Source organism: Pseudomonas sp. 2 (genome assembly GCF_056627435.1).
In genome coordinates this window covers 51,703-76,035 of record NZ_JBWXNG010000008.1, presented here as the reverse complement: position 1 = coordinate 76,035, position 24,333 = coordinate 51,703, and the positions used below count along the sequence as shown (strand labels likewise).

Sequence of the window (24,333 nt, the reverse complement as noted above, 5' to 3'; positions counted from 1 at the left end):
GCTTGATCGATTCAGGATTCGAAGCCTCACCCAGGATGCTGTACCTTTCTCGGCAAAATCGTGAACGCCTGCCAGACTTGCTTCTGAGCCAGGCAAGAGGCCTGCCCCGACGGGCCCTGTATTTACCTTGAGCGTTGCTGCCATGAAACGGATTTCCCGCTGTACCCGTTACGCGATCAGCGCGCTCTTGGCGTGCGCGTCCATTGCGTGTGCCGCGCCATCGATCGACTTCTACGTTCCCGAAGCCCCTCCCCTGACCATGCTGACCGTGGGCGACCAGCATGGCATCGTCGGCGACGTCGCCCTGCAGGCCATCGCCCTGGCGGGCTACTCGGTCCATACGCTTTCCCCGCCCTGGCCACGGGCACAGCGCGAAGTGAGCATCGGCAAGAACCTGCTGATCGCCCCGCTGACTCGCACACAGAGCCGCGAAGACAACTACACCTGGATCGCGCCGGTCCTGACGATGGACCGGGCGTTTTTCAGCCTGGACCGGCGGGTGGAAAGCTTCGACGAAGCGAAAAAGACCTTCAAGCTGATCGCCGTGGGCCTGGGCAGCGCGCAGGAAACCCGACTGCGTGACGAGGGCTTTCCAGACTCGCAGATATATCCGCTGAAAATCGGCGAAAATCCGGCGCAAATGCTACTCAAGGGGCGTGTCGATGCCTGGTTCAATGGCGTACCGGAAAGCCGCTACATCTGGCGCCAACTGACCGATCGTCCGCTGGTGATGGGGCGCGTGCTGATGACCGCCAATCTCTATCTGGCGTGCTCGAAGGATTGCGATCCGCAGATCGTGGAAAAGCTCAGGGACGCGATCGACCAGCTTGAGAAAGACGGGACGATCGACAGGATCGAGGAGCAGTACAGCAAAGGCTTGCCGACGCGCTGAACGCTGACAAGCCTTGGTGGGAGTGAGCTTGCTCACGAAGCGATGTTCTGCTGCGCATACGCAGGTCACTTCGTGAGCAAGCTCACTCCCACAGGAAAACCGGAACTTAACTCAGGTCACGGCAGCAGAATAACCTTGTCAGTACTCCCCTGATTCACCGCCTCATAACTCACAAGCCCATGCTGCAGCGGCACCTCGACCAGCCCGGTCGGCAACGGCAACGAACCCTCGTCGAACAGCGCACCGAACTGCTCCAGCATCCGCGCACAGGCTTCGACGCTGTACAGCAGCGAGTTGATCCCCACCACCGAACCGCCCTTGCGATACAGCGCCAGCGCCGGCAATTGCACATGGCCATCCACGGGCGCGGCAATGATCGCGATGCGGCCAAACGGCGCGAGAGCTTGTACCGATGGCGGCAGCCAGAAGCCGGTGGTGTCGAAAATCACATCCGCTCCGCCAGCAAAGACCTCACCCACCTGCGCCGACAGTTCTTCAGGCTTACCCAGCAGAATGGTCTTGAAACCCTGCTCTTGCAGCGCCGCGACCTGATCGGCGCGACGCACAGCGGCCAGCACCTGCGCCCCACGCACCTTGGCCAGCGCGATGGCCGCACTGCCCACCGCGCCGTTCGCGCCGATGACCAGCAGACGCGTGTTGCTGTCCACGCCGCTGCGCTCCAGCGCATCCCATGCCGTGGTGTACGGCACGCCCAGGCTGGCCGCCTGGACGAAGCTCAGTGACGTGGGCTTGAGCGCCACGCCTTTGGCCGACAGGGTGATGTAACCGGCATGGGAGCCGTTGCGCGAGAAGCCGATCTGATTGCCGGTGCCCCAGACTTCCTGGCCAATCAACTCCTGCGGGCCCTCGACCACGACACCGGCGAAATCCCGCCCCGGAACCCGCGGCAAGGTGGTGTACGGAAAACGCCCGAGCACGTTCTTCACATCGCTGGGGTTCAGCCCCGCGGCCTTGATCTGCACCAGCACCTCGCCAAGCGCAGGAATCGGTTTGGGCAGATCGACCACTTCCAGGGCGGCCAGATCGCCGGTACGGGAAAATTGCAGTGCTTTCATGATGTTCACATCCGAAATTGAGAAGCGGTACAGATCAGGAAATCAGGTTGGCAAGCAGCTGGCGCCCCATGGGCCAAAGCTTTTCGCCAGCCTGCATGCCCAGCAAGCCGACCAGCGCGACCAGCGGCGGCGCGGGCGAGCGAAAATCCAGCGCGCCATACAGCAGGCCGACCGCGATGCCGATGGCGAGAGAAATGATGTAGCTCATGATGAACTCCGGGGCCTTGTGTGTTAGGCGATGACCAGAGTGTATGCAGCGGCGGGCAAAGCTACCGGCCAAGTGCTTCTGAATTTCGGACACGATGCTTTAGACATGCCATGCGCCGGACTCGGCTCTGTAGGAGCGAATTCATTCGCGAAAATGGCTCATACGACGAATCTGTATCGCCTGGCCCATTTTTCGCGAATAAATTCGCTCCTACAGGGTGATCGGTTGGGGCAACGTACCCATCCAATTACGGATTATCCGAAACGGTTGGATATTGCGAAGGTGCCACCCCCAGCTCGCGGCGAAACATGTCGCTGAAGCTGCTCGGCGAATAGCCCATCGAACGGGCGATGGTGCTCACCGGCACACCCTGAATGATCTCGGCCACCGCCGTCGCCAGTTGCACCTGCCTGCGCCACTCGGCAAAGCCCATCCCCAGCACACCCTGAAACAGTCGCGCCAGCGTGCGAACACTGGCGCCTGCATTCTCGGCGTGCTGTTCGAACGACACATCGATGGAAGGCTCGACCATGACCGCCTGACAGACATTCATCAGCCGCCGGTCGCTCTCATCAGGCAGGGGCACCTTGAGCAACGAGCGCCGGGCGCGCTTGAGCTCCAGCAGCGCTAGATTGACCAGCGCCTCGTAGTACGCCGAATCCTTGTCCTCTTCAGCCACCAGATTGACGATCAGCTCGCGCAGCAGGCGAGCCACTTCGAACACCTGAACCGTCGACTCCAGCGTCTGCGCCAGCGCCGGGCGCAGGTAGATGTTGCGCATCTCAAGATCAGACACCACCCGAATCCCGTGAGGCACCCCCGGCGGCAACCACACCGCCCGCTGCGGCGGCACCACCAGTGCCTCATGGGGCGTCTCCACCCACATCACACCCGACATCGCATACAACACCTGGCCCCAGTCATGCTCGTGAGGTTCGATGTACAGCCCACGCGGATACGTGCGCGAAACCCGTTGCACAGGGACGGCGGTGTCGGTGAGGTCGGGGGGAGCGGCGATGGCCATGATGTGGACTGTGCTGCATCGGAAAAGCGCAATCTTAACGCAGCCCAGGGCCACACAAACAAAAACGCCCCGGTCTCACGACCGGGGCGTCTTTCGCAGCTTGGGCTCAACAGCCGTTCAACATCAGAAAACGTTGATCGGGTAGTCGATGAAGATACGGGTTTCGTTACCGCCGACGTTGTACTGGTCAGCGTTGTCCGACACGCGCAGCCAGGAGTTGCGCAGGCGCAGGGACAGGTCCTTGGCCGGGCCGCTCTGGACGACGTAGGTCAGCTGGCTGAACAGTTCGTGTTCGTCGCCGTTGCCGCGGTTGGTGCCATCGTCGATGTTGTCGCCGCGCACGTAGGCCACTTTGTAGCTCAGGCCCGGGGTGACGACGGACGACAGGTTCACGCCGTAGCCCAGCTGCCAGGAGCGCTCGTCCTTGCCGTTGAAGTCCGACCAGTAGGAGTTGGCCAGGTAGATGGAGTTGCCACCATCGCTGTAGCCGCCAGCGCTGCGGTAGCCGCCGTAGTTGTAGCCGGTGTCGCCGGTGCTGCGCTGGTGCGCGATAGTGAACGAGTGGATGCCCACAGCCCAGGTCGCGGCCAGGCTCCAGATCTTGTTGTCGCGCTCGCCGTCAGCAGCGGCTGCGGAGAAATCCTTGTCCAGCTTGGTCTTGTAGCCGTTGAAATCGAAAGTCAGCGACTGATCCTGCGGCAGGGCGAAGACGTAGTTCAGGTTCAGGTACTGCTTCTTCAGCGTGTCTTCGTCATCGGAGGCGTAGAACGCGCCGCTGAAAGCGTCGGTGAACTTGTAGCTGGCGCCGTAGACGTTGATGCTCTTCAGGTCGCCACTGTCGCGGCCTTCGGCGCTCTTGCGGGTCTGGGCGGTGAAGCGGCCAGCGACCAGGGTCAGGTCCTTGATCTCTTTGGACGTGATCAGGGTGCCGGTGTAGCTTTCAGGCAGCAGGCGGACGTTGTCGTAACTCAGAACCGGCAGTTCCGGCATCATGTCGCCGTACTTGAGTTCGGTGTTGGACACACGGAACTTGATCGCGCCGCCGAAGCGCTGCAGATCGTCGGCTGCATTGCCGTTGCTGTCTTGCTTGAAGAAGTCGATGCCACCGGCGCCGCTCTTGCCTTTGCCGCCGTCCAGACGCACCGCGTACAGGCCGAATGCGTCGACGCCGACACCCACGGTGCCCTGAGTGAAACCGGACGAATAGTTGGCCATGAACGCCTGGCCCCATTCGGCGCGGTCTTCAGGCCCGCCCTTGTAGTCGCGGCTGATGTAGGCGTTACGCAGGTTGACCTTCAGGCTGCTGTCTTCGACAAAGCCCTTGGAATCCGCTTGCCCGTCCGCCATCGCGTGGCTCGCAGCCAGAATGCCCAGAGTGAGCAGGCCGATACGCTGTTTCATCTTGTTGTCCTTGTGTGCAGATTGATCGCGCGCTGTGGCAATACCGGACAGGTAATTGCGTCCTCCGAAGCTCTATTGAAGCGTCGAAAGCCCGCACGAAATCATCGCAGTGGACTACTGATGCACGTACATGGCGCTTGGCCACAGGCGGTGGAGCCGCGAATGCTATCCGCGGCATACAAGGGTGTCAATTTGATGAAACCCAAACGGACAAACGGGTCGGCCTCTTTCTGTTGAAAGAGGCCGACTCATCAGCTGTCGAGAATGCCGACCAACGCATCCATTTCAGCGTCGTTGATCAGTCCGTAGGGGTAGCGCTGGGTCAGCATCGTCCGGTAGTCGGTCGCTTCGACCTGGGTTTTCTGAGCCTGGGTTATCCGTAACCAGTCCGCCATCATCTGCCGTGCTTCACTGCTCGCAGACAAACCTCGAGCCACTTGCGGCTCATGACCTGCGTTCATAGGGGATAACCTCTTGCGTCTTGAGCTGCGAAATCTACGGGACTTTTGTTACAGACGAGCGAAACAAGTAACCGTTTAGGTAACTCTCGGACACTTTTTGCAGGCAAACGAGAAAACCCTACCCACAAAAAAGCCCGTCGTTCGACAGGCTTTTCAGTCAGCAAGAAGCGAACCAACTCAAGCGCGATGCGGCGCCGGTTGCTGCTGGGTCAGGCAGTGGATGTTGCCGCCGCCCAGCAGCAGCTCGCGGCCCGGGACCATGACCACCTCGTGCTCGGGGAACAGGCGCTGCAGGATCTGGCGCGCCGGTTCGTCCTGTGGATCGTCGAAGCTCGGCGCGATGATGCCGCCGTTGACGATCAAAAAGTTCACGTAGGAACCGGCCAGACGCACCGAAGGATCGCGTTCCTGGCTGCCGTGCACCTGATCGACGCCGGCGCATTCTTCTTCAGTGGCGAACAGCGGGCCCGGAATCGGCATCTTGTGCACGACGAACGGCCGGCCCTTGGCGTCCCGTGCATTTTCCAGCACTGCCATGGCGGCCTGGCAGCGTGGGTAGTTGGGGTCTTTCGGATCGTCGGTCCAGGCCAGCAGGACTTCGCCGGGGCGCACGTAGCAGCAGAAGTTATCCACATGGCCGTCGGTTTCGTCGTTGAACAGGCCATCCGGCAGCCAGATGATCGTGTCTACCGACAGATGGTCGCGCAGCACCGCTTCGATCTCTTCGCGGGACAGGTGCGGGTTGCGATTGCGGTTGAGCAGGCATTCTTCGGTGGTGATCAGCGTGCCTTCGCCGTCGACATGGATCGATCCGCCTTCGAGCACGAAGCCTTCGGTGACGTAACGCGGGCAGCGTTCGATTTCCAGCACCTTGCTGGCCAGCGCCGAGTCCAGGTTCCACGGCGAATACAGGCCGCCGTCGAAACCGCCCCAGGCGTTGAAATCCCAGTCCACGCCGCGCACTTCGCCCTGATCGTTGATGACGAACGTCGGGCCGGTGTCACGCACCCAGGCGTCGTCGTTGCTGATTTCGACCACACGAATGTTCGGCACGTCCAGGCGCGCGCGGGCGTTGCCGTATTGCGCGGCGGACACCGCGACCGTTACCGGCTCGAAGCGGGCAATGGCCTTGGCCAGCGCGACGTGCGCGCTCTGCACCGGCTTGCCACCCAGGCGCCAGTTGTCCGGGCGCTCCGGCCAGACCATCCAGGTCTGAGTCTGCGGCGCCCATTCGGCAGGCATGTAGAAGCCATCGGCGCGCGGGGTGCTGTTGAGTGTGGTCATGTATTCAGGACTCCGGTTCGTCGGGGCCTGTGCTGAACACCAGCACGCCCGCGCAGGTTTGATCGCCAATCACCATAGCAGACGCGCCATGACAATTCGGGAGCCTTTATAGCCGATAAAAATCGGCCAATAAAGATTTAAACGATACAAGATCGCCAAAATATTTTATTTATATCGATATTAGTCGGTTATCAACCGCCCTGTAGGAGCGAATTCATTCGCGAAAATGTGTCAGGCGATAGAGATGTATCGCCTGACCGATCTTCGCGAATGAATTCGCTCCTACAGAGGTTTGGGACGGTGCCTGGACCGTGTTCAGCCTTCCAGCTCGCTCAGGACTTTGGAAACGCTGTCGACAAAGAAATCCACGCTGCGCCGGGTCGTGACCATCGGCGGCTTGATCTTGAGGATGTTCAGGTAATCCCCCGTGGGCTGCATGAAAATGCCCAGCTCACGCAGCCGGTCGCACAGGTAGGTGGTTTCTTCGGTCGCTGGCTCCAGCGTCTGGCGATTGCGCACCAGTTCCAGTCCCAGGTAGAAGCCCGAGCCGTGGGCCGCGCCCACCAGCGGGTGTTTGTCGATCAGCGCCAGCAGCCGCTCCTTGAAATGTCCGCCCACTTGCCGGGCGTTTTCCCACAGCTGTTCTTCTTCCATGACGTCCAGCACCGCCATGCCGATTCTGCAGCTCACCGGGCTGCCACCTGACGAAGAGAAGAAATAACCCTCGGCCTCCAGCGCCTCGGCGATTTCCCGGCGGGTGATCACAGCACCAAGCGGATGGCCGTTGCCCATGCCTTTGGCCATGGTGATGATGTCCGGCACTACGCCTTGCTCTTCGAAGCCCCAGAAATAGTGGCCGAGCCGGCCATAACCGACCTGAACCTCGTCAGCGATACACACGCCGCCCTGGGCGCGAACCTTCTGGTAGACCTGCTGCAGATAGCCCGGCGGCAGCGAAATCCCGCCCGCATTGCCGTAAACCGGCTCACAGATGAACCCGGCCAGTTGCCGGCCCTGTTCGGCCAGCCGCGCCAGATGGGCATCGACGCTTTGCAGATAGAACGGCGTGCTGTCCGCGCCGCGGGCCTCGCCTCGATAGGTGTTGGGCGCCACCACCGGATGCACCCAGTCCGGACGCGTTTCCAGGGCCTGCGGGTTGTCGGCGATGGACGTCGAGATGGCATCGGTGGCCACCGACCAGCCGTGGTACGCCTCCAGCACGCTCAGGACATCGCGCCCGCCGCTGTAGGCCCACGCCAGGCGAATCGCCAGATCATTCGCCTCAGTGCCGCTGTTGACCAGAAACACGCGATCCATGCCTTCAGGCGCAAGCTTGAGCAGGCGTTCGGAAAATTCGGCGATGGCCGCGTAGTGAAAACGCGAGTTGGTGTTGAGCAGCGACCACTGTTTTGCCGCCACCTCGACCATGCGCGGGTGACCGTGACCGAGTACGGCCACGTTGTTGAGCATGTCCAGATAGGAGCGGCCCTGCATGTCGATCAGGTGATTGCGCCAGCCGCGCTCGATCTGCGGCGGGGCCTGATAATAGTGTTTCTGCGAGCGGGCGAAACTGGCATCGCGGCGTGCCAGCAGTGCGCCCGCATCGTCGACGCTCGGCGCATCGCAATCGAAACCCAGGATCGTCCTGGGCGATGGGCACAACGCGCGCCAGGCCGCAGCCCGCGAAGGCGTGGTGAACAACGGCGGGCTCACGTCCGCCTCGGAGCACAGCTGCACGATCAGCGAACCGCCGCCCTGCCCGATCACGTCGCCGGCCGAGAACTGCACACCGGAATCGAAGTCCGAGCGCACGCCCCACAGGCGCAGGTTCATGTCGCTGCCGACCAGCATCAGCGCGCCGTCGGCGGTATGCCGCAGAGCCCCGTGAAACGGCGCATGCACCGCCGTGCCGTGGGGAATCACCAACTCGACGTGCAGTGCCAAGGTGTCCGGCTCGCGAGCGCTGTCAGGCCGGGTGCGGGACAGGCGGTACTCGCCGTAACGGCTGGCGGCCAGCCCATGATCCTGCGCTGCCTCCTGAAGCAGTCGCTCGTCGATGCCGCTCTGTTCCCAGTTGCCCGCCTCGAAATGCTCGCTGAGCACGCCCAGATCGACAGGCGTGAACGTCTGGCCGGTTAGGCTTGGCAGAAGTGGTGCGAACGAATGTTCACCCGTAGAAGGCTGCGCCTGACCGACCGCGCTGAAAATCGCCGCCTCCATCAATGCCATCGGCACGGATGTCGCCACATCGAAGATGTTCCACTCGCTGGCAAGATTCGCCTGGATGTAGGTGTTGTCCGGCTCGATGCTGGCCTGCTGCTCGCTGCTGAGCACCAGCACCGCCGAGCGCGCGACGATCAGCGGCCACAGCGCCTGTAGCTCCTGCGGCTGCAACGGATTGATCGCGTGGTAGGCCTGAATCGCCTGCAGAATGTACAACGGGTCGCCTTCGGCGTGATGCAGCAGCGCCGCACAGGTCACGGAAAGATCGGCGATGCGCCAGGTGCTGACCAGGTCGCCGAAATCGATCAGGCCCTGCAATTGCCACAGATGGTGGGCGTTGCGACCCCACACCACGTTGTATTCGGTGATGTCCATGTGGATCGCCTGGGTCGGCAGCGCGGCCATCAGCGGCAACAGGCGCGCGTGTGCCTGCTCCGCCGCCTGAGCGACACAAGCGCGCTTGTCGCCGTCGCCGATCACCGGCAACAAATGCTTGACCAGCGCGCTGGCATGGCGCGGGTCCCACTGCAGAATGCGCTCAAGCCCCGGATGCCGGAAACCGGCCAGCGCGACGTCGACCCGCGCGCACAACTCCGCCAGCCCGGCCACCACGTCCCGGCTCAGGTGCGCGACATGGGCCAGCGACTGGCCATCGATGTATTCCAGCAGGCGCACATGCACGGCGTGGCCATCCACCTCCAGCGACAGCAGATCCTCACCGGTGTTGGCGGTGATCACGGCCGGTACGCGAACATCCGCGACCCCGGCCAGGTGACGCAGCGCGGCGTGCTGCGCCGCCAGCTCCAGCGTCGAGTAGTCGCCGTGGCAGATCTTCAGCACAAAGCGCCGTCCATCGCCGCAATCCACGCGAAAGTTGCGGTCCTGGTGGCTGCCCAGCTCCTTGAGCGTCCCGGCCAGCCCGTAATGCGTCGAGAGCAATCGGGCGGCCTGATCGGGGCTGATGTCCGGACAAGGCAGGCTGGATCGACGGATCAGAGTTTCGAGCGGCATGTGGGAAGCCCCAAGGCAGGATTGGACGAACACTATCGCCAGATGAAGTGCAGGTAGGCAACCCCGCCCGCCGCGGGATCAAGAAAATCCCGAAACGTTCGATAGATAGTTGACCCGTTAAGCGCATGAAACAGTCGCGGCGGTTTTATGACGCATACCCTGGTCAGCAATCAATTAATTTCATGGCCTGTGGGCGGTTTGCGCCTTGCGCGGACCGGTACATCCTCCCAAGCTATGCTTCGTTATCTTGACGTCCACCCAGGGAAGAAGGTTTGGCCATGCGAATACTTGTCACCGGTGGCGCCGGTTTTATCGGTTCGGCGCTGATCCGCCATTTGATCAACAACACCGATCATGACGTACTGAACCTCGACAAACTGACCTATGCTGGCAACCTCGAGTCGCTGCAAAGCATCGTCACCAATACCCGCTACGAGTTCGTGCAGCAGGACATCGTCGACCAGGCGGCTGTCAGCAAGGTGCTGGAGCGCTTCAAGCCCGATGCCGTCATGCACCTGGCGGCCGAGTCCCACGTCGACCGCTCGATCGATGGGCCGTCTGAATTCATCCAGACCAACATCGTCGGCACCTACAGCCTGCTGGAAGCGACCCGTGGCTATTGGCAGGGCCTGGCGGACGCCGAGCGCGCGGCGTTCCGCTTCCACCATATTTCCACCGACGAAGTGTATGGCGACCTGCACGGTGTCGATGACCTGTTCACCGAAACCACGCCTTATGCGCCCAGCTCGCCCTATTCGGCCAGCAAGGCGGCGTCCGACCACTTGGTGCGCGCCTGGCAGCGCACCTATGGCCTGCCCGTGGTGGTGACCAACTGCTCGAACAACTATGGCCCCTTCCACTTCCCGGAAAAGCTCATTCCGCTGGTGATTCTCAATGCTCTGGCGGGCAAGCCGCTGCCGGTATATGGCAACGGCTTGCAGGTGCGCGACTGGCTGTTCGTCGAAGACCACGCCCGCGCGCTGCTCAAGGTGGTCACCGAAGGCAAGGTCGGCGAGACCTACAACATCGGTGGCCACAACGAACAGAAGAACATCGACGTGGTGCGTGGCATCTGCGCACTGCTCGAAGAACTGGCCCCGGAACAGCGCAAGGGCGTGGCCCATTACGCGGACCTGATCACCTACGTGACCGACCGTCCCGGCCACGACATGCGCTATGCCATCGACGCCAGCAAGATCGAGCGCGAACTGGGCTGGACACCGGAAGAAACCTTCGAGTCGGGCTTGCGTAAAACCGTGCAATGGTATCTGGATAACCTGGAATGGTGCCGCAACGTCCAGGACGGCAGCTACCAGGGCGAACGCTTGGGCACCCACGTAAAGGATCTGATCGCATGACCAAGGGAATCGTACTGGCCGGTGGCTCCGGCACGCGTCTGCACCCGATCACGCTCGGCGTCTCCAAGCAGTTGCTGCCGATCTATGACAAACCGATGATCTACTACCCGATTTCCGTGTTGATGCTGGCCGGCATCAAGGAAATCCTGATCATCTCCACCCCGCTGGACCTGCCGCAATACCGCGCCCTGCTTGGCGACGGCAGCCAGTTCGGCGTGCACTTCCATTACGCCGAACAGCCAAAGCCCGATGGCCTGGCCCAGGCGTTTCTGATCGGCGAGCAGTTCATCGGTGACGATTCGGTCTGCCTGATCCTGGGCGACAACATCTTCCACGGCCAGCATTTCAGCGAGCAGCTTAGGCGTGCGGCCGAGCAGAAGTCCGGCGCAACGGTGTTCGGTTACTGGGTCAAGGATCCGGAGCGCTTCGGCGTGATCGACTTCGACGAAAACGGCCAGGCGCTGTCCATCGAAGAAAAACCCAAGGCGCCCAAATCCAGCTACGCGGTGACGGGCCTGTATTTCTACGACAACGAAGTGATCCAGATCGCCAAGAACGTCAAACCGTCGCCACGGGGCGAGCTGGAAATCACCGACGTCAACAACGCCTACCTCAAGCGCGGCGATCTGCGCGTCGAGCGCTTCGGCCGCGGTTTCGCCTGGCTCGACACTGGCACCCACGACAGCCTGCTCGATGCGTCGCAGTACGTGCAGGTCGTCGAGCACCGTCAGGGCCTGAAGGTCGCCTGCCTCGAAGAGATCGCCTATCAGAATGGCTGGATCGACCGGGCGCACCTGCTCAAACGCGCAGACTATTTCGGCAAAACCGGCTACGGTCAGTACCTGTTCAAGATCGCAGGGGAAAGTCAGTGAAAGTCATCGCGAGTGAGTTGCCAGATGTCCTCATCATTGAACCGAAGGTGTTCGGTGACGAGCGTGGATTCTTCTACGAAAGCTTCAATGCCGCGGCATTCGCCGAGGCGACGGGCGTCACTGCCCAGTTCGTGCAAGACAACCATTCGCGCTCGCAGAAAAACGTCCTGCGCGGGCTGCACTACCAGATTGAAAACGCGCAGGGCAAGCTGGTCCGGGTAACGGCGGGCAGCGTGCTGGATATCGCGGTGGATATCCGCAAGAGCTCGCCGCATTTCGGCAAATGGTTCGGCCTTGAGCTCTCTGCGCAGAACGCGCGTCAGCTATGGATTCCGCCAGGATTCGCCCACGGTTTCGTGGTGCTTAGCGACTACGCGGAATTCCTCTACAAGACCACCGATTACTACACCCCGAAGGCCGAGCGCTGCATTCGCTGGGACGATCCGGACTTGGCCATCGACTGGAACCTGACCGAGACACCGCAGTTGTCGGCCAAGGACCAGGTGGGCAAAAGCCTGAAAGACGCGGATCTGTTTGAATGAGCCGCGCCTTGCGAATCCTGATCACGGGCCAGCACGGCCAAGTGTCACAGGCGCTGCAGCACAGCCTCGAAGACCTGGGCGAATTGATCGTGCTGGGGCGCGATCGTCTGGACTTGGGTCAGCCTGAATCGATTCGTGAAGTCGTGCGCGAGATCAAGCCGGACCTGATCATCAACGCCGCGGCGCACACGGCAGTGGATCAGGCCGAGAGTGAGCCTGAGCTGACCTTCGCCATCAACGCCACGTCTCCCGGCGTGCTCGCTGAAGAAGCCGCTGCGCTGGGCATTCCGCTGATTCACTATTCCACCGACTACGTGTTCGACGGCAGCAAGGATGGCGCCTGGAACGAGTCGGACCTGCCCAATCCACTGGGCGTGTATGGCCGCAGCAAGCTGGCCGGTGAACAGGCCATCGCCAAAGCGGGCGGCGAATACCTGATCCTGCGCACCAGCTGGGTGTACTCGCTGACCGGCAAGAACTTCCTGCTGACCATGCAGCGGCTGTTGCAGGAGCGCGAAAAGCTGAACGTCGTCGCCGACCAGATCGGCGCGCCGACCTGGGCTGGCACCATCGCGCAAAGCACCCGCTCGCTGATCAAACGTTGGCGCGAGGGCAAACCCGGGGCCTGGGGCGTCTATCACCTGACCAACAGCGGCGAAACCTCGTGGTTCGGTTTCGCCCAGGCCATCGGCGAGCAGCTCAGACGGGCGGGCAAGCCCTGCGCGACACTGGAGCCCATCCCGTCCAGCGCCTACCCGACGCCTGCCGCTCGGCCACTCAATTCGCGCCTGGACTGCAGCCGCCTGCAACGCGAGTGGGGTGTCAGCCAGCCAGACTGGCACGATGCAATGCTGGAGTGCCTGAAACAACAGTCGTAGGCATAATGTGGCGTACATCCGCTCGCACACGGCCTACGATGACTCGCACCTCACTTCCGCCCCGCCCCCGCTGGCGCAGCCTGGCGCTGCTGGCCCTGTTGCTGGCGCCGTTGCTGTGGCCGCTGGAACGGCTGGCCGAGCATTACTACCGCAACGAGCTGCTGAGCCAGAATCGCCAGACCCTGGATCTGTACGTTGCCAACCTGCTGGGCACCCTGCACCGCTATGAAGTGCTGCCGCAGATCCTCGGTGATCTGCCGGGCCTGCGCGCCATGCTCGCCAACCCGCAGGACGCCGCGACTCAGGCGAACGCCAACCAATTGCTGGCCAACACGGCCAGCCAGACCGGCGCTGAAGTCATCTACCTGATGGCCCCCAACGGCGACACCCTGGCTGCCTCGAACTGGGACAAGCGCGACAGCTTCGTCGGCCGCAACTTCGCCTTCCGCCCCTACTTCAGCAATGCCATGGCCGGCAAACTCGGGCGTTTCTTCGGCCTGGGCACCACCTCAGCGAAGCGCGGCTACTTTTTCGCCGCCGCCGTGCGCGACGGCGACGCAGTGATCGGTGTGCTGGTGGTCAAGGTCGATCTGGACCTGACTGAAACTCTGTGGGGCAAGACGCCCGAACAACTGCTGGTCACCGACCACAACGGCGTGGTGATCCTGACCTCCAACCCCAACTGGCGTTTCCGCGCGACCCGCCCGCTGAGCGAAGAAGAAAAGCAGGCCATCGTCGCCATCCAGCCCTACCCGACCCGCGACCCGCGCCCGCTGCAGCTGGATGAAAACGGCTGGCTGACCCAGACCCAGCAGATCGACGAAACCGGCTGGAGCGTCAATATCCTCGCGCCCAAGGTGCTGGTGTCGCGCCCGGTGCGCACCGTGGTGACCATCGGCGGCGGCGCGCTGCTGGTGTTGATGTTGCTGCTGGGGATCATGATGCAGCGCCGTCGGCACTACCTGGACCGCATCAGTATCGAGGGCAAGGCGCGGCGGGAGCTTGAGGTGCGGGTGACCGAACGCACCGCCGACCTGGAAGGCCTCAACCGGCGTCTGCGCCAGGAAGTGCTGGAGCGCGAACACGCCCAGCAGGAACTGTTCCGCGCCCAGGACGAGCTGGTTCAGGCCGGCAAGCTGTCGGCACTGGGCACCATGTCGGCGAGCATCAGCCACGAACTCAACCAGCCGCTGGCGGCCATCCGCAGCTACGCGGACAACGCCCAGGTGCTGCTCGATCATGAACGCACCGACGACGCCCGCGGCAACCTCAAATTGATCAGCGAGTTGACCGGGCGCATGGCCTCGATCATCGCCCACCTGCGCGCCTTCGCCCGCCGCGACCGCCATGCGCCGGAAAGCGTGGCCCTGCAACCAGCCCTCGACGACGCGCTGTCGCTGCTGGCCAAGCGGCGCCGGGCCATGGACGTGGAATTGATCCGCGACCTGCCCGACGCCACGCTGTGGGTGCAGGCCGGCGAAACCCGCCTGCGCCAGGTGCTCGGCAACGTGCTGGCCAACGCCCTGGACGCGCTGACCGAGAAAGGCCCGCCGCGCAAGCTGTGGATCAGCGCCGAACACAACGCCGAAGGCGTCAATCTGTACATTCGCGACAACGGCCCGGGGTTTTCCGGCATGGCGCTGGAGCACGCCCGCGAGCCGTTTTTCACCACCAAGACCAGCACGCAGGGCCTGGGCCTGGGCCTTGCGATCTGCGATACGCTGATGCGCGCCCTGGGCGGCGAGCTGCTGTTCGCCAACCACCCCGAGGGCGGCGCGCTGTTGACGCTGCGCATGCGCACCGCCGCATCGGGCGTCAGTCTTCAACCGCCGGAGGATCTCTCTGCATGACCACGGACACCGCCATCGACAGCCGGATTCAGGTGGTGCTGATCGACGACGACCCGCACCTGCGTCAGGCCCTGAGCCAGACACTGGACCTGGCCGGCCTGAAAATCCTCTCATTGGGCGACGCCAAAGGCGTGCCGGGGCGCATCGAGCGTGACTGGCCGGGGGTGATCGTCAGCGATATCCGCATGCCGGGGATCGACGGGCTCGAACTGCTGAATCAGTTGCACGCGCAAGATCCGGAGCTGCCGGTACTGCTGATCACCGGCCACGGCGACGTGCCGCTGGCGGTTCAGGCGATGCGCGCCGGTGCCTATGATTTTCTGGAAAAACCCTTCGCCAGCGATGCCCTGCTCGACAGCGTGCGCCGCGCGCTGGACTGGCGCCGCCTGGTGTTGGACAACCGCAGCCTGCGCCTGGAGCTGAGCGACCGCCAGCAACTGAGCACGCGGCTGGTCGGCCTCTCGGCGCCGATGCAGCGCCTGCGCGATCAGATCGGCGCACTGGCAGCGACCAAGGCTGACGTATTGATTCTGGGTGAAACCGGCGCGGGCAAGGAAGTGGTCGCCCGCGCGCTGCACGATTTGTCCAGCCGCCGCGCCGGGCCGTTCGTGGCGATCAACGCCGGCGCCCTGGCCGAGTCGGTGGTCGAGAGCGAACTGTTCGGCCATGAACCGGGCGCTTTCACCGGCGCGCAGAAGCGGCGCATCGGCAAGTTCGAATTCGCCAACGGCGGCACGCTGTTTCTCGACGAGATCGAGAGCATGAGCATGGACGTGCAGGTCAAACTGCTGCGCCTGTTGCAGGAGCGGATGGTCGAGCGATTGGGCGGCAATCAGCAGATCCCGCTGGATATCCGGGTGATCGCGGCCACCAAGGAAGACCTGCGCCATGCCGCCGATCAGGGGCGTTTCCGCGCCGACCTGTATTACCGCCTGAACGTGGCGCCGCTGCGTATTCCACCGTTGCGTGAACGGGGCGAGGATCCGCTGGTGCTGTTCCAGCACTTCGCCGACGCCGCCAGCCTGCGCCACGGCCTGCCACGCCACGAACTGCAGCCGGGCCATCGCTCGATGCTGCTGCGCCACAACTGGCCGGGCAACGTGCGCGAACTGCAGAACGCCGCTGAACGCTTCGCCCTGGGCCTTGAACTGGAACTTGAAGGTGCCTCACCCCAGGCCGCGTCAGCATCCACGGGCGGGCTGAGCGAGCAGGTCGAAGGCTTCGAACGCGCGCTGATTGCCGCCGAACTGGCGCGCCCGCACAGCTCGGTGCGCAGCCTGGCTGAAGCGCTGGGCGTGCCACGCAAAACCCTGCACGACAAGCTGCGCAAGCACGGGCTGAATTTCAGCGGTGGAGGGTCCGATGACAACGACTGAATCACAGGCCGCGCACCTGCAACGGGTGCTGCACCACGACATCCCGCTGACCCGCGACATGGGCATGCGCGTGATCGCCTGGGAAAACCAGCAACTGCGCCTGCACCTGCCACTGGCGCAGAATATCAATCACAAGAGCACGCTATTTGGCGGCAGCCTGTATTGCGGCGCGGTGCTGGCGGGTTGGGGTTGGTTGTATTTGCGGCTGAAAGAGGCCGGGATCGACGACGGCCACATCGTGATCCAGGACGGGCAGATCCAGTACCCATTGCCAGTCAAACGCGATGGTGTGGCGATCTGCGATGCGCCTGATGAAGCGACCTGGGACAGGTTCGTGAAGATGTACCAGCGCCGAGGCAGGGCGCGCCTGGCCTTGGCAACCCGAATAGTGGCCGAGGATTCGGATGAGACGGCGGTGGCGTTTGTGGGGCAGTACGTTCTGCACAAATAAACGCGGACCCGCTTCTGCCGAAGGCGTGGGAGCCTGGCTTGCCGGCGATCTGGCGCGAAGCGGCAGTGAAACCATTCAATCGGGCTGTGTCAGGCAGACCGCATTCTCAGGGTTTACTGCCGGTTCCCGGCAGATCGCTGGCAAGCCAAGCTCCTACGCCCTACGGGCAGAATCAACAGCGTCTAGATTTCTGATTTTGCGAGCGTGATCAACGCATCCCGCCACGGCGCCTGCGCCGGCAGCGCCAGGAAGAACCCGTTGAGCAACGACTCACGCGGCGAATAGTCGAATGTCTCGCCCGCCAGATCCAGCACCACGCCGCCCGCCCCTTCCAGCACGCCTTGCGCCGCAGCGGTATCCCACTGCGAAGTCGGCGCTAGGCGTGGATAGCAATCGGCCGAACCCTCGGCCAGCAGGCAGAACTTCAGCGAGCTGCCGATATTGGCCAGCTCCAGCTCTCCCACTGCCGCCGACAACCCGGCCAGCAGTTTTTCCTGCGCCGGGCTCGAATGGCGACGGCTGGCCACCACCGTGAACGCCTCACCCGCCGCCGGCTGATTGCGCACGCGAATCGGCTCGGCCTGGGTGACGCTGTCGCTGCGCCAGGCGCCCAGCCCAGCACCGCCGAAGTAGCAACGATTGTTGGTGGGCATCGACACCACGCCGAACACCACGCGCCCGTTCTCGATCAGCGCGACATTGACCGTGAACTCTTCGCTGCCGGAAATGAACTCCTTGGTGCCGTCCAGCGGATCGACCAGCCACCAGCGCTGCCACTGGCTGCGTTCGCTCAGCGGGATATTGGCGTCTTCCTCGGACAGGATGTGAATGCTCGGGTCCAGCGCCTTGAGCCCCGCCACCAGCAATTCGTGGGCGGCCAGGTCGGCAGCGGTCACCGGCGAATCGTCGGCCTTGGCCGTGACCTGCACCCCGGAGCGCCAGAACGGCAGGATGACTTCACCGGCGCGGCGACACAGGTCGACCACTGGCGCCAGCAGCGGATGGGGAAGTTGGGCGAATACATCGGTCATGGCTGAAAGGCTCCACGCTGGGTCAGCAGGTCACGCGCCAGGTACAGCGCCGCCAGGGCGCGACCTTCGGAAAACTGAGGATGTTGGGCGAGGCTGGACAGCTCGCGCAGGTTGATCTTGTCCACGCGCATCGGCTCGGGCTCGTCGCCCGGCAGGCGCTCTTCGTACAGGTCGCTGGCCAGCACCACCTGGATTTTCTGGCTCATGTAGCCCGGCGAGAGCGACAGCTCGGTGAGATGCTCCAGCTGCCGCGCGCCAAACCCCGCCTCTTCCTTGAGTTCGCGGTTGGCGGCGGCCAGTACGTCTTCACCCGGCTCGACCAGGCCCTTGGGCAGCGACAGCTCATACTCATCGGTGCCGCCGCAGTACTCCTCGACCAGCACCGCATGCTCGGCATCGAGCATCGCCACGATCATCACCGCGCCGTAACCGTTGCCGCGCCCGACCAGGCGCTCGTAAACGCGCTCGACGCCGTTGGAGAAGCGCAGCTGCACTTCCTCGACGCGGAACAGGCGGCTGCTGGCGACGATTTCGCGAGCGAGTACGGTGGGTTTCTGGCGCATGACGAGCTCCTTGGCGTAGACGGGGTACTATACAGCGGCTTGCGCGAATGTCTTGGTCGCAAGCGACTCACTCACCACCGAGGGACCCGAATGCCTTCCTTGCCCTGGCCGGATATCGACACCGTTTTGCTCGACATGGACGGCACGCTGCTGGACCTGCACTTCGACAACCACTTCTGGCTGGAATATCTGCCCCAGCGCTATGCCGACCTGCACGGCATCAGCCTGAGCATGGCGCTGCTGGAACTGGTGCCGCTGTTCGAGAAGAACGCCGGGACGCTGAACTGGTACTGCACCGACTTCTGGAGCGCGGAGCTGAAACTGTCGGTCAAGGACCTGAAAGTCGAGATCGCCCACTTGATCGCCCTGCGCCCGGACGCCGAAACCTTTCTGGCAGCGATCCAGAAGGCAGGCAAGCGCGTGATCATGATCACCAATGCCCACCGCGATTCGCTGTCGCTGAAAATGGAGCGGCTGCAACTGGCGCCCTACTTCGAACGCCTGATCAGCTCCCACGATTACGGCTTCCCCAAGGAAAACCCGCAGTTCTGGGACGCGTTGCACGCCGACATCGGCTTCGACCCGGCCCGCAGCCTGTTCATCGACGACACCCTGCCGATCCTGCGCAGTGCCGGGCGTTATGGCGTGAAACACTTGCTCGCCGTGCGCGAGCCGGACAGCCGCAAGGGGCCGAAGGACACCGAGGAGTTTGCGGCGCTGGAGGATTATCGAGAGTTGATACAAGGACTGTAGGCACTGCAAAACCTGTGGGAGCCGGCTTGCTGGCGAATGCGGAGTGTCATTCACAATTGAGGTGTCTGACACAACGTATTCGCCAGCAAGCCGGCTCCCACAATCAAGAAATCGCCGGCCCCGACAAAATGGGGTCAATCCGGAATACGCAACACCTGCCCCGGATAGATCTTGTCCGGGCTCTTGAGCATCGGTTTGTTGGCTTCAAAAATCTTCTGATACTTGTTCGCGTCGCCATACACACGTTTTGAAATGGCGCTGAGAGTATCGCCCTTCTCCACCGTGACAAACCGGGCGGGCGCTGCGGGCGGGCCGGAGACCGTGATCTGGTCCTCAACGCTGCCGACGCCTGCGATGTTGCCCGCCGCCAGAATGATTTTCTCCTTCTCTTCCTGACTGGCCACTTCGCCGGTCAACGTCACCTTGTCGCCGTCCACCGTTGCGCTGATGTTCGGGTTACCCAGACCAACCTTTGAAATGTGATCTTTCAAGACTTCGTCAGCATTGGCGTTCCCTGGGGTCAGCGCATCGAGGACCTTTTCGCCGACATCCTTCAGAAAACTGAAAATGCTCATGATTGTTTCTCCCTGCGTTTTTGTGATGTCCGAATCTCAACCATAGCCGCATCCGACCGCGCCCTCGGCGCATCCGACCAATGACCCCATTCCCCACGCGACGCCCACGCGCGTTAGAATCCCTGCGCCAGCCCTCAAGCCCTGCGGAGTGACAATGGATATCAAGCAGCTGAAGTTCCTGATCGCCCTGGACGAAACCCGTCACTTCGGGCAGGCGGCTGCGCGTTGCCACATCACCCAACCCACGCTTTCCATGCGCCTGCGTAGCCTGGAAGAAGAGCTGGACCTGCCGCTGGTCAACCGCGGCCAGCGCTTCGAGGGCTTCACCGCGCCGGGCGAGCGCGTGCTGGCCTGGGCGCGCACGGTGCTGGCGGCCTACGACGGCTTGCAGGCCGAAGCGGCGGCCTGCCGGGGAAATCTGGTCGGTACACTGCGCCTGGGCGTGGTCCCGCTGTCGAACTTCGACCCGCTGCCCCTGCTGCAACGCATGCACAGCGCGCACCCCAACATGCGCTTCGAGCTGTCGTCGCTCAGTTCCGAGCAGATGCTCGATCAGTTGGCGAGCAACCGTCTGGATCTGGGCGTTTCGTACCTGGATCGCCTCGACACCGAGCGCTTCGAGGCCCTGGAACTGGCCGAAACCCGCATGGGCCTGATGTACGACCCGCGTCATTTCAGTTTCGGCGAGGCGCCGCTGAGCTGGGAAAGCCTGATCGAACTGCCGCTGGGCATGCTCACCAGCGGCATGCACTTTCGCCAGTCCATCGACCACAACTTCCACAGCCGCGGCCTGCAACCTCAGCCGCTGATCCAGACCGACGCCGTGCATCAATTGTTGCAAGCGGTGAACGACGGCTTCTGTTGCGCAATCATGCCCCTCGATGGCGGCCTGGAGAAACTGGCCGAGCATCTGCGCCTGCAACCCATTGAGCAGGCCACGACCCTGGCCCGCCTGGGGCTGATCATGCGGCGCTCGGCACCGCGTTCGGCGCTGGCCGAAGCCTGCTTTGGTTTGTATCAAAAGATGACCGAGCCATCTTGATCGACGCCATCTATCAAAACATCAGTACTAGCAATTAGACGTCATACCACCGGTGGCATAGGCTTAAGGCCTTCATACACACTGCCGGTCATTCCTCATGCCTTCCAAAAGCACGGACGGTACGGCGCCCGCAAAACCACTGCCCGCGCCCGCCGCAAGCCAGTCTTACAGCTTCTCGAATCTGGACGGTGACGCCAGCGAGCCCAACGTGCTTGCCGAAGAGGTGGCGCTGGCGATTGCCTACAACGGCATCAGCCAGGCGGTGATGCTGGTCACGCCTACCGATCTTGAAGACTTCATCGTGGGCTTCAGCATTGGCAGCGGGATCATCGAGTCTGCCGACGAGATCTACGACATCAAGCTCGGCGGCTGCGGTTCGGCACAAACGGCGGAAGTGGAAATCGCCAGCCGCGCCTTCTGGAACCTGAAAACCCAGCGCCGGCAGCTGGCAGGCACCAGCGGCTGCGGACTGTGTGGCGTGGAAGCGGTAGAGCAGGCGTTGCCCGAGCTCAACGTGCTGCCCGGCGCTCCATTGCCGCCCGTCGAATGGCTCACGGGCCTGCGTGAACGTATGAGCGAGTTTCAGCCGCTGGGCGCGTATTGCGGTGCCGTCCATGCGGCTATTTTCATGAACGACCAGGGCGAGTTGCTGCTGGGCCGGGAAGACATCGGCCGGCACAACGCCCTGGACAAGCTGATCGGCGCGTTGATTCGCCAGAACATCCCCACCCAAGGGGGCCTGGCCATCGTCACCAGCCGTTGCAGCCTGGAACTGATCCAGAAAGTCCTGCGTGCCGGCATTCAAACCCTCGTCAGCCTGTCCTCGCCCACGGGCCTGGCGCTGCAATGGGCACGCCGCCACAACCTCAACCTGATCCATTTGCCCAAACACAGCGCCCCTAGGGTCTACAGCCCTGCCTTGGAGAGTAAAGCGTGAGCATGCATAAACAAGCCGACAAGACCCCGGTTCCGCGTTACAAGCCCTACAAGGGGCCAGCGGGCGGATGGGGCGCGCTGATCAGCGTGACTCAGGCCTGGCTGACCAGCGACAACGCGCTGAAAAACCTGCGCATGATGCTCAAGACCAACCAGAACGGCGGCTTCGACTGCCCGGGCTGCGCATGGGGCGACTCGCCGGAAAGCGGCATGGTCAAGTTCTGTGAAAACGGCGCCAAGGCGGTCAACTGGGAGGCCACCAAGCGCCGCGTCGACCCGTCCTTCTTCGCCCGCTACAGCGTCAGCTCCTTGCTGGAGCAGAGCGACTACTGGCTGGAATATCAGGGCCGCCTGACCGAGCCGATGGTCTACGACGCCGAAACTGATCGCTACAAGCCGATCGCCTGGGACGACGCATTCGCCCTGATCGCCAAGCACCTGAACAACCTGCCAAGCCCGAACATGGCCGAGTTCTACACCTCGGGCCGGGCCAGCAACGAAGCGGCGTACCTCTATCAGCTGTTCGTGCGCGCCTATGGCACCAACAACTTCCCCGACTGCTCGAACATGTGCCACGAAGCGAGCGGCGTCGCCCTGTCGCAAAGCGTGGGCGTGGGCAAAGGCACCGTGACGTTCGACGACTTCGAGCACTCGGACGCAATTTTCGTGTTCGGCCAGAACCCGGGCACCAACCACCCGCGCATGCTCGAACCGCTGCGCGAAGCCGTTCAGCGCGGCGCTCAGGTGGTCAGCATCAACCCGCTCAAGGAGCGTGGCCTGGAGCGCTTCCAGCACCCGCAACATGCGCTGGAAATGCTCACCAACGGTTCGGAACCGACCAACACTGCGTTCTTCCGCCCATCCCTGGGCGGCGACATGGCGATGCTGCGCGGCATGGCCAAATTCCTGCTGCAATGGGAGCGCGAGGCGCAGGCCAGCAACGGCCCGGCGGTGTTCGATCACGCCTTCCTGAATGAGCACACCCACGGCGTGCTGGATTACCTGGCCGTGGTCGATGCCACTTCCTGGGAATTCATCGTCGAGCAGTCGGGCCTTGCGCTGGCCGACATCGAACTGGCGGCGCGCATGTACGCCAAGAGCAACAACGTGATCATGTGCTGGGCCATGGGCCTGACGCAGCATCGCCACTCGGTGCCGACCATCCAGGAAGTCGCCAACCTGATGCTGCTGCGCGGCAACATCGGCAAGCCGGGCGCCGGCCTGTGTCCGGTGCGCGGCCACAGCAACGTGCAGGGCGACCGCACCATGGGCATCAACGAGCGCCCACCGGCGTTCTTCCTCGACGCCCTGGAAAAACGCTTCCAGTTCAAGGTCCCGCGCGACAACGGCCACAATGTGGTCGAAGCCATCCACGCGATGCTCGAAGGCCGCTCGAAAGTCTTTATCGGTCTGGGCGGCAACTTCGCCCAGGCCACGCCGGACAGCCCGCGCACCTTCGAGGCGCTGCGCAACTGCGACCTGACCGTGCAGATCAGCACCAAGCTCAACCGCAGCCACCTGACCCACGGCAAGGAAGCGCTGATCCTGCCGTGCTACGGCCGTACCGACATCGACCAGCAGGCTGAAGGCCCGCAGGCGGTAACCGTGGAAGACTCGTTCAGCATGGTTCACGCCTCGTTCGGCCAGCTCAAGCCGCTGTCGCGCCACATGCGCTCCGAGCCTGCTATCCTGGCCGGTATCGCCAACGCCACCGTCGGCAAGCAGCCAGTGGACTGGCTGTGGCTGGTCGAGGACTACAGCCGCATCCGTGACCTGATCGCCGACACCATTCCGGCGTTCAAGGACTTCAACGAGAAGATCAAGAATCCAGGCGGCTTCTATCTGGGCAGCACCGCCGGTTCGCGCAAGTGGAACACGCCGAGCGCCCGCGCCAACTTCAAATCCAACGAGCTGCCGCAGGACCTGCTGCACGAAGGCATCCGCGCCAAAGGCGTGGTGCCGGACCTGATCATGCAGTCGATGCGTTCCCACGATCAATACAACACCACCATCTACGGCCTGGACGACCGCTATCGCGGCGTGAAGGGCCAGCGCGACGTGATGTTCCTCAACGAAGCCGACATCATCCGCCTGGGCTTCGTGCCGGGGCAGAAGGCCGATATCGTATCGCTGTGGGGCGATGACATCGTACGCCGGGTCAAGGGTTTCACCCTGTTGCCGTTCGACATTCCGGCAGGCCAGGCCGCGGCCTACTACCCGGAAGTGAACCCGCTGGTTCCGCTGGAAAGTATTGGCGAAGGCAGCCATACGCCGACGTCGAAGTTCGTCGCGATTAAGCTGGAGCGGCATGTGGAGACGGCGCGGATTATCTGATTCGCCCGTCAATCGCTCGCCCCGTAGCAGCACGGCTTGCCGGCGGGGCGGTCGATCAGCAAAGGATGCATTGCCTGACACGACGCTCCCGCCGGCAAGCCGTGCTGCTACGAGCGCCAGTGCGCTCATTCAACCGTTTGAATCCTTCATCTTCGCCCCGACAAACACCCACAAAAAAGGCCCGAATCGCGT

Annotated in this window: 22 protein-coding genes; 12 read left to right on the top strand and 10 right to left on the bottom strand. The window is 62.9% G+C overall.

Features of this window, described 5'->3' with window-relative positions:
* The first annotated feature begins 142 nt into the window (after positions 1 to 142).
* Complete coding sequence (locus AC1MEK_RS15165) at positions 143 to 892, top strand: substrate-binding periplasmic protein (protein ID WP_480397106.1); 750 nt, start codon at positions 143 to 145, stop codon at positions 890 to 892.
* Between the two features lie 116 nt (positions 893 to 1,008).
* Here the strand turns inward: AC1MEK_RS15165 and AC1MEK_RS15160 are convergent, their stop codons facing one another.
* The 7 genes from AC1MEK_RS15160 to AC1MEK_RS15130 form a co-directional block, all read right to left on the bottom strand.
* Positions 1,009 to 1,968 (bottom strand): quinone oxidoreductase family protein, encoded by a 960-nt coding sequence (locus AC1MEK_RS15160; RefSeq protein WP_480397105.1) that lies wholly within the window; start codon positions 1,966 to 1,968, stop codon positions 1,009 to 1,011.
* Between the two features lie 34 nt (positions 1,969 to 2,002).
* Entirely contained in the window at positions 2,003 to 2,176 is a 174-nt protein-coding gene (locus tag AC1MEK_RS15155) for a DUF1427 family protein (RefSeq protein WP_480397104.1), read from the bottom strand.
* A gap of 247 nt (positions 2,177 to 2,423) precedes the next feature.
* A complete protein-coding gene (locus tag AC1MEK_RS15150) occupies positions 2,424 to 3,200 on the bottom strand; it encodes an AraC family transcriptional regulator (RefSeq protein ID WP_480397103.1) in 777 nt (258 codons plus the stop codon).
* Positions 3,201 to 3,323: 123 nt separating this feature from the next.
* The gene (locus tag AC1MEK_RS15145) at positions 3,324 to 4,601 is read right to left on the bottom strand and encodes an OprD family porin (protein ID WP_480397102.1); all 1,278 of its coding nucleotides are present in this window, start codon (positions 4,599 to 4,601) and stop codon (positions 3,324 to 3,326) included.
* A 251-nt stretch (positions 4,602 to 4,852) separates the two neighbouring features.
* The gene (locus AC1MEK_RS15140; RefSeq protein WP_480397101.1) at positions 4,853 to 4,996 is read right to left on the bottom strand and encodes a hypothetical protein; all 144 of its coding nucleotides are present in this window, start codon (positions 4,994 to 4,996) and stop codon (positions 4,853 to 4,855) included.
* A 243-nt stretch (positions 4,997 to 5,239) separates the two neighbouring features.
* On the bottom strand, positions 5,240 to 6,346 hold the full coding sequence (aguA, locus tag AC1MEK_RS15135) for an agmatine deiminase (protein ID WP_480397100.1): 1,107 nt from the start codon (positions 6,344 to 6,346) through the stop codon (positions 5,240 to 5,242).
* Positions 6,347 to 6,661: 315 nt separating this feature from the next.
* Positions 6,662 to 9,580, bottom strand: a complete 2,919-nt coding sequence (locus AC1MEK_RS15130) for an aminotransferase (protein ID WP_480397099.1) — start codon at positions 9,578 to 9,580, stop codon at positions 6,662 to 6,664.
* A 278-nt stretch (positions 9,581 to 9,858) separates the two neighbouring features.
* Between AC1MEK_RS15130 and rfbB the strand changes: the two genes are divergently transcribed.
* The 7 genes from rfbB to AC1MEK_RS15095 are packed head-to-tail and all read left to right on the top strand — an operon-like array spanning position 9,859 to position 16,907.
* Positions 9,859 to 10,938 (top strand): dTDP-glucose 4,6-dehydratase, encoded by a 1,080-nt coding sequence (gene rfbB, locus AC1MEK_RS15125; protein WP_480397098.1) that lies wholly within the window; start codon positions 9,859 to 9,861, stop codon positions 10,936 to 10,938.
* The gene (gene rfbA / locus AC1MEK_RS15120) at positions 10,935 to 11,810 is read left to right on the top strand and encodes a glucose-1-phosphate thymidylyltransferase RfbA (protein WP_480397097.1); all 876 of its coding nucleotides are present in this window, start codon (positions 10,935 to 10,937) and stop codon (positions 11,808 to 11,810) included. The genes rfbB and rfbA overlap by 4 nt, the downstream gene beginning before the upstream one ends.
* Positions 11,807 to 12,352 (top strand): dTDP-4-dehydrorhamnose 3,5-epimerase, encoded by a 546-nt coding sequence (rfbC, locus tag AC1MEK_RS15115; RefSeq protein ID WP_480397096.1) that lies wholly within the window; start codon positions 11,807 to 11,809, stop codon positions 12,350 to 12,352. The genes rfbA and rfbC overlap by 4 nt, the downstream gene beginning before the upstream one ends.
* Positions 12,349 to 13,230 carry a dTDP-4-dehydrorhamnose reductase gene (gene rfbD, locus AC1MEK_RS15110; RefSeq protein WP_480397095.1) on the top strand — a complete coding sequence of 294 codons (882 nt, stop codon included), beginning with the start codon at positions 12,349 to 12,351 and terminating at the stop codon, positions 13,228 to 13,230. Before rfbC ends, rfbD begins: the two co-directional genes overlap by 4 nt.
* Positions 13,231 to 13,268: 38 nt before the next feature.
* Positions 13,269 to 15,080: a sensor histidine kinase gene (locus AC1MEK_RS15105; RefSeq protein ID WP_480397094.1), complete on the top strand. Its 1,812-nt coding sequence runs from the start codon at positions 13,269 to 13,271 to the stop codon at positions 15,078 to 15,080.
* On the top strand, positions 15,077 to 16,456 hold the full coding sequence (locus AC1MEK_RS15100) for a sigma-54-dependent transcriptional regulator (protein WP_480397093.1): 1,380 nt from the start codon (positions 15,077 to 15,079) through the stop codon (positions 16,454 to 16,456). The genes AC1MEK_RS15105 and AC1MEK_RS15100 overlap by 4 nt, the downstream gene beginning before the upstream one ends.
* On the top strand, positions 16,443 to 16,907 hold the full coding sequence (locus tag AC1MEK_RS15095; protein ID WP_480397092.1) for a thioesterase domain-containing protein: 465 nt from the start codon (positions 16,443 to 16,445) through the stop codon (positions 16,905 to 16,907). Before AC1MEK_RS15100 ends, AC1MEK_RS15095 begins: the two co-directional genes overlap by 14 nt.
* Before the next feature lie 182 nt (positions 16,908 to 17,089).
* Here AC1MEK_RS15095 and cysQ read toward each other — a convergent pair whose 3' ends face one another.
* Both cysQ and nudE read right to left on the bottom strand, forming a co-directional pair.
* The gene (gene cysQ, locus AC1MEK_RS15090; protein ID WP_480397091.1) at positions 17,090 to 17,938 is read right to left on the bottom strand and encodes a 3'(2'),5'-bisphosphate nucleotidase CysQ; all 849 of its coding nucleotides are present in this window, start codon (positions 17,936 to 17,938) and stop codon (positions 17,090 to 17,092) included.
* Positions 17,935 to 18,501: an ADP compounds hydrolase NudE gene (nudE, locus tag AC1MEK_RS15085; RefSeq protein WP_480397090.1), complete on the bottom strand. Its 567-nt coding sequence runs from the start codon at positions 18,499 to 18,501 to the stop codon at positions 17,935 to 17,937. The genes cysQ and nudE overlap by 4 nt, the downstream gene beginning before the upstream one ends.
* Positions 18,502 to 18,591: 90 nt before the next feature.
* Between nudE and yrfG the strand changes: the two genes are divergently transcribed.
* The gene (yrfG, locus tag AC1MEK_RS15080; RefSeq protein ID WP_480397089.1) at positions 18,592 to 19,254 is read left to right on the top strand and encodes a GMP/IMP nucleotidase; all 663 of its coding nucleotides are present in this window, start codon (positions 18,592 to 18,594) and stop codon (positions 19,252 to 19,254) included.
* Positions 19,255 to 19,388: 134 nt separating this feature from the next.
* Here yrfG and lysM read toward each other — a convergent pair whose 3' ends face one another.
* On the bottom strand, positions 19,389 to 19,829 hold the full coding sequence (gene lysM / locus AC1MEK_RS15075; protein WP_480397088.1) for a peptidoglycan-binding protein LysM: 441 nt from the start codon (positions 19,827 to 19,829) through the stop codon (positions 19,389 to 19,391).
* Between the two features lie 154 nt (positions 19,830 to 19,983).
* Here lysM and AC1MEK_RS15070 point away from each other — a divergent pair, with 154 nt between their 5' ends.
* The 3 genes from AC1MEK_RS15070 to AC1MEK_RS15060 all read left to right on the top strand — a co-directional run bounded on the left by AC1MEK_RS15070 (position 19,984) and on the right by AC1MEK_RS15060 (position 24,141).
* Complete coding sequence (locus AC1MEK_RS15070) at positions 19,984 to 20,871, top strand: LysR family transcriptional regulator (protein WP_480397087.1); 888 nt, start codon at positions 19,984 to 19,986, stop codon at positions 20,869 to 20,871.
* 97 nt (positions 20,872 to 20,968) lie between these two features.
* The gene (fdhD, locus tag AC1MEK_RS15065) at positions 20,969 to 21,808 is read left to right on the top strand and encodes a formate dehydrogenase accessory sulfurtransferase FdhD (RefSeq protein ID WP_480397086.1); all 840 of its coding nucleotides are present in this window, start codon (positions 20,969 to 20,971) and stop codon (positions 21,806 to 21,808) included.
* A 2-nt stretch (positions 21,809 to 21,810) separates the two neighbouring features.
* On the top strand, positions 21,811 to 24,141 hold the full coding sequence (locus tag AC1MEK_RS15060; RefSeq protein WP_480397281.1) for an FdhF/YdeP family oxidoreductase: 2,331 nt from the start codon (positions 21,811 to 21,813) through the stop codon (positions 24,139 to 24,141).
* Positions 24,142 to 24,333 lie beyond the last annotated feature (192 nt).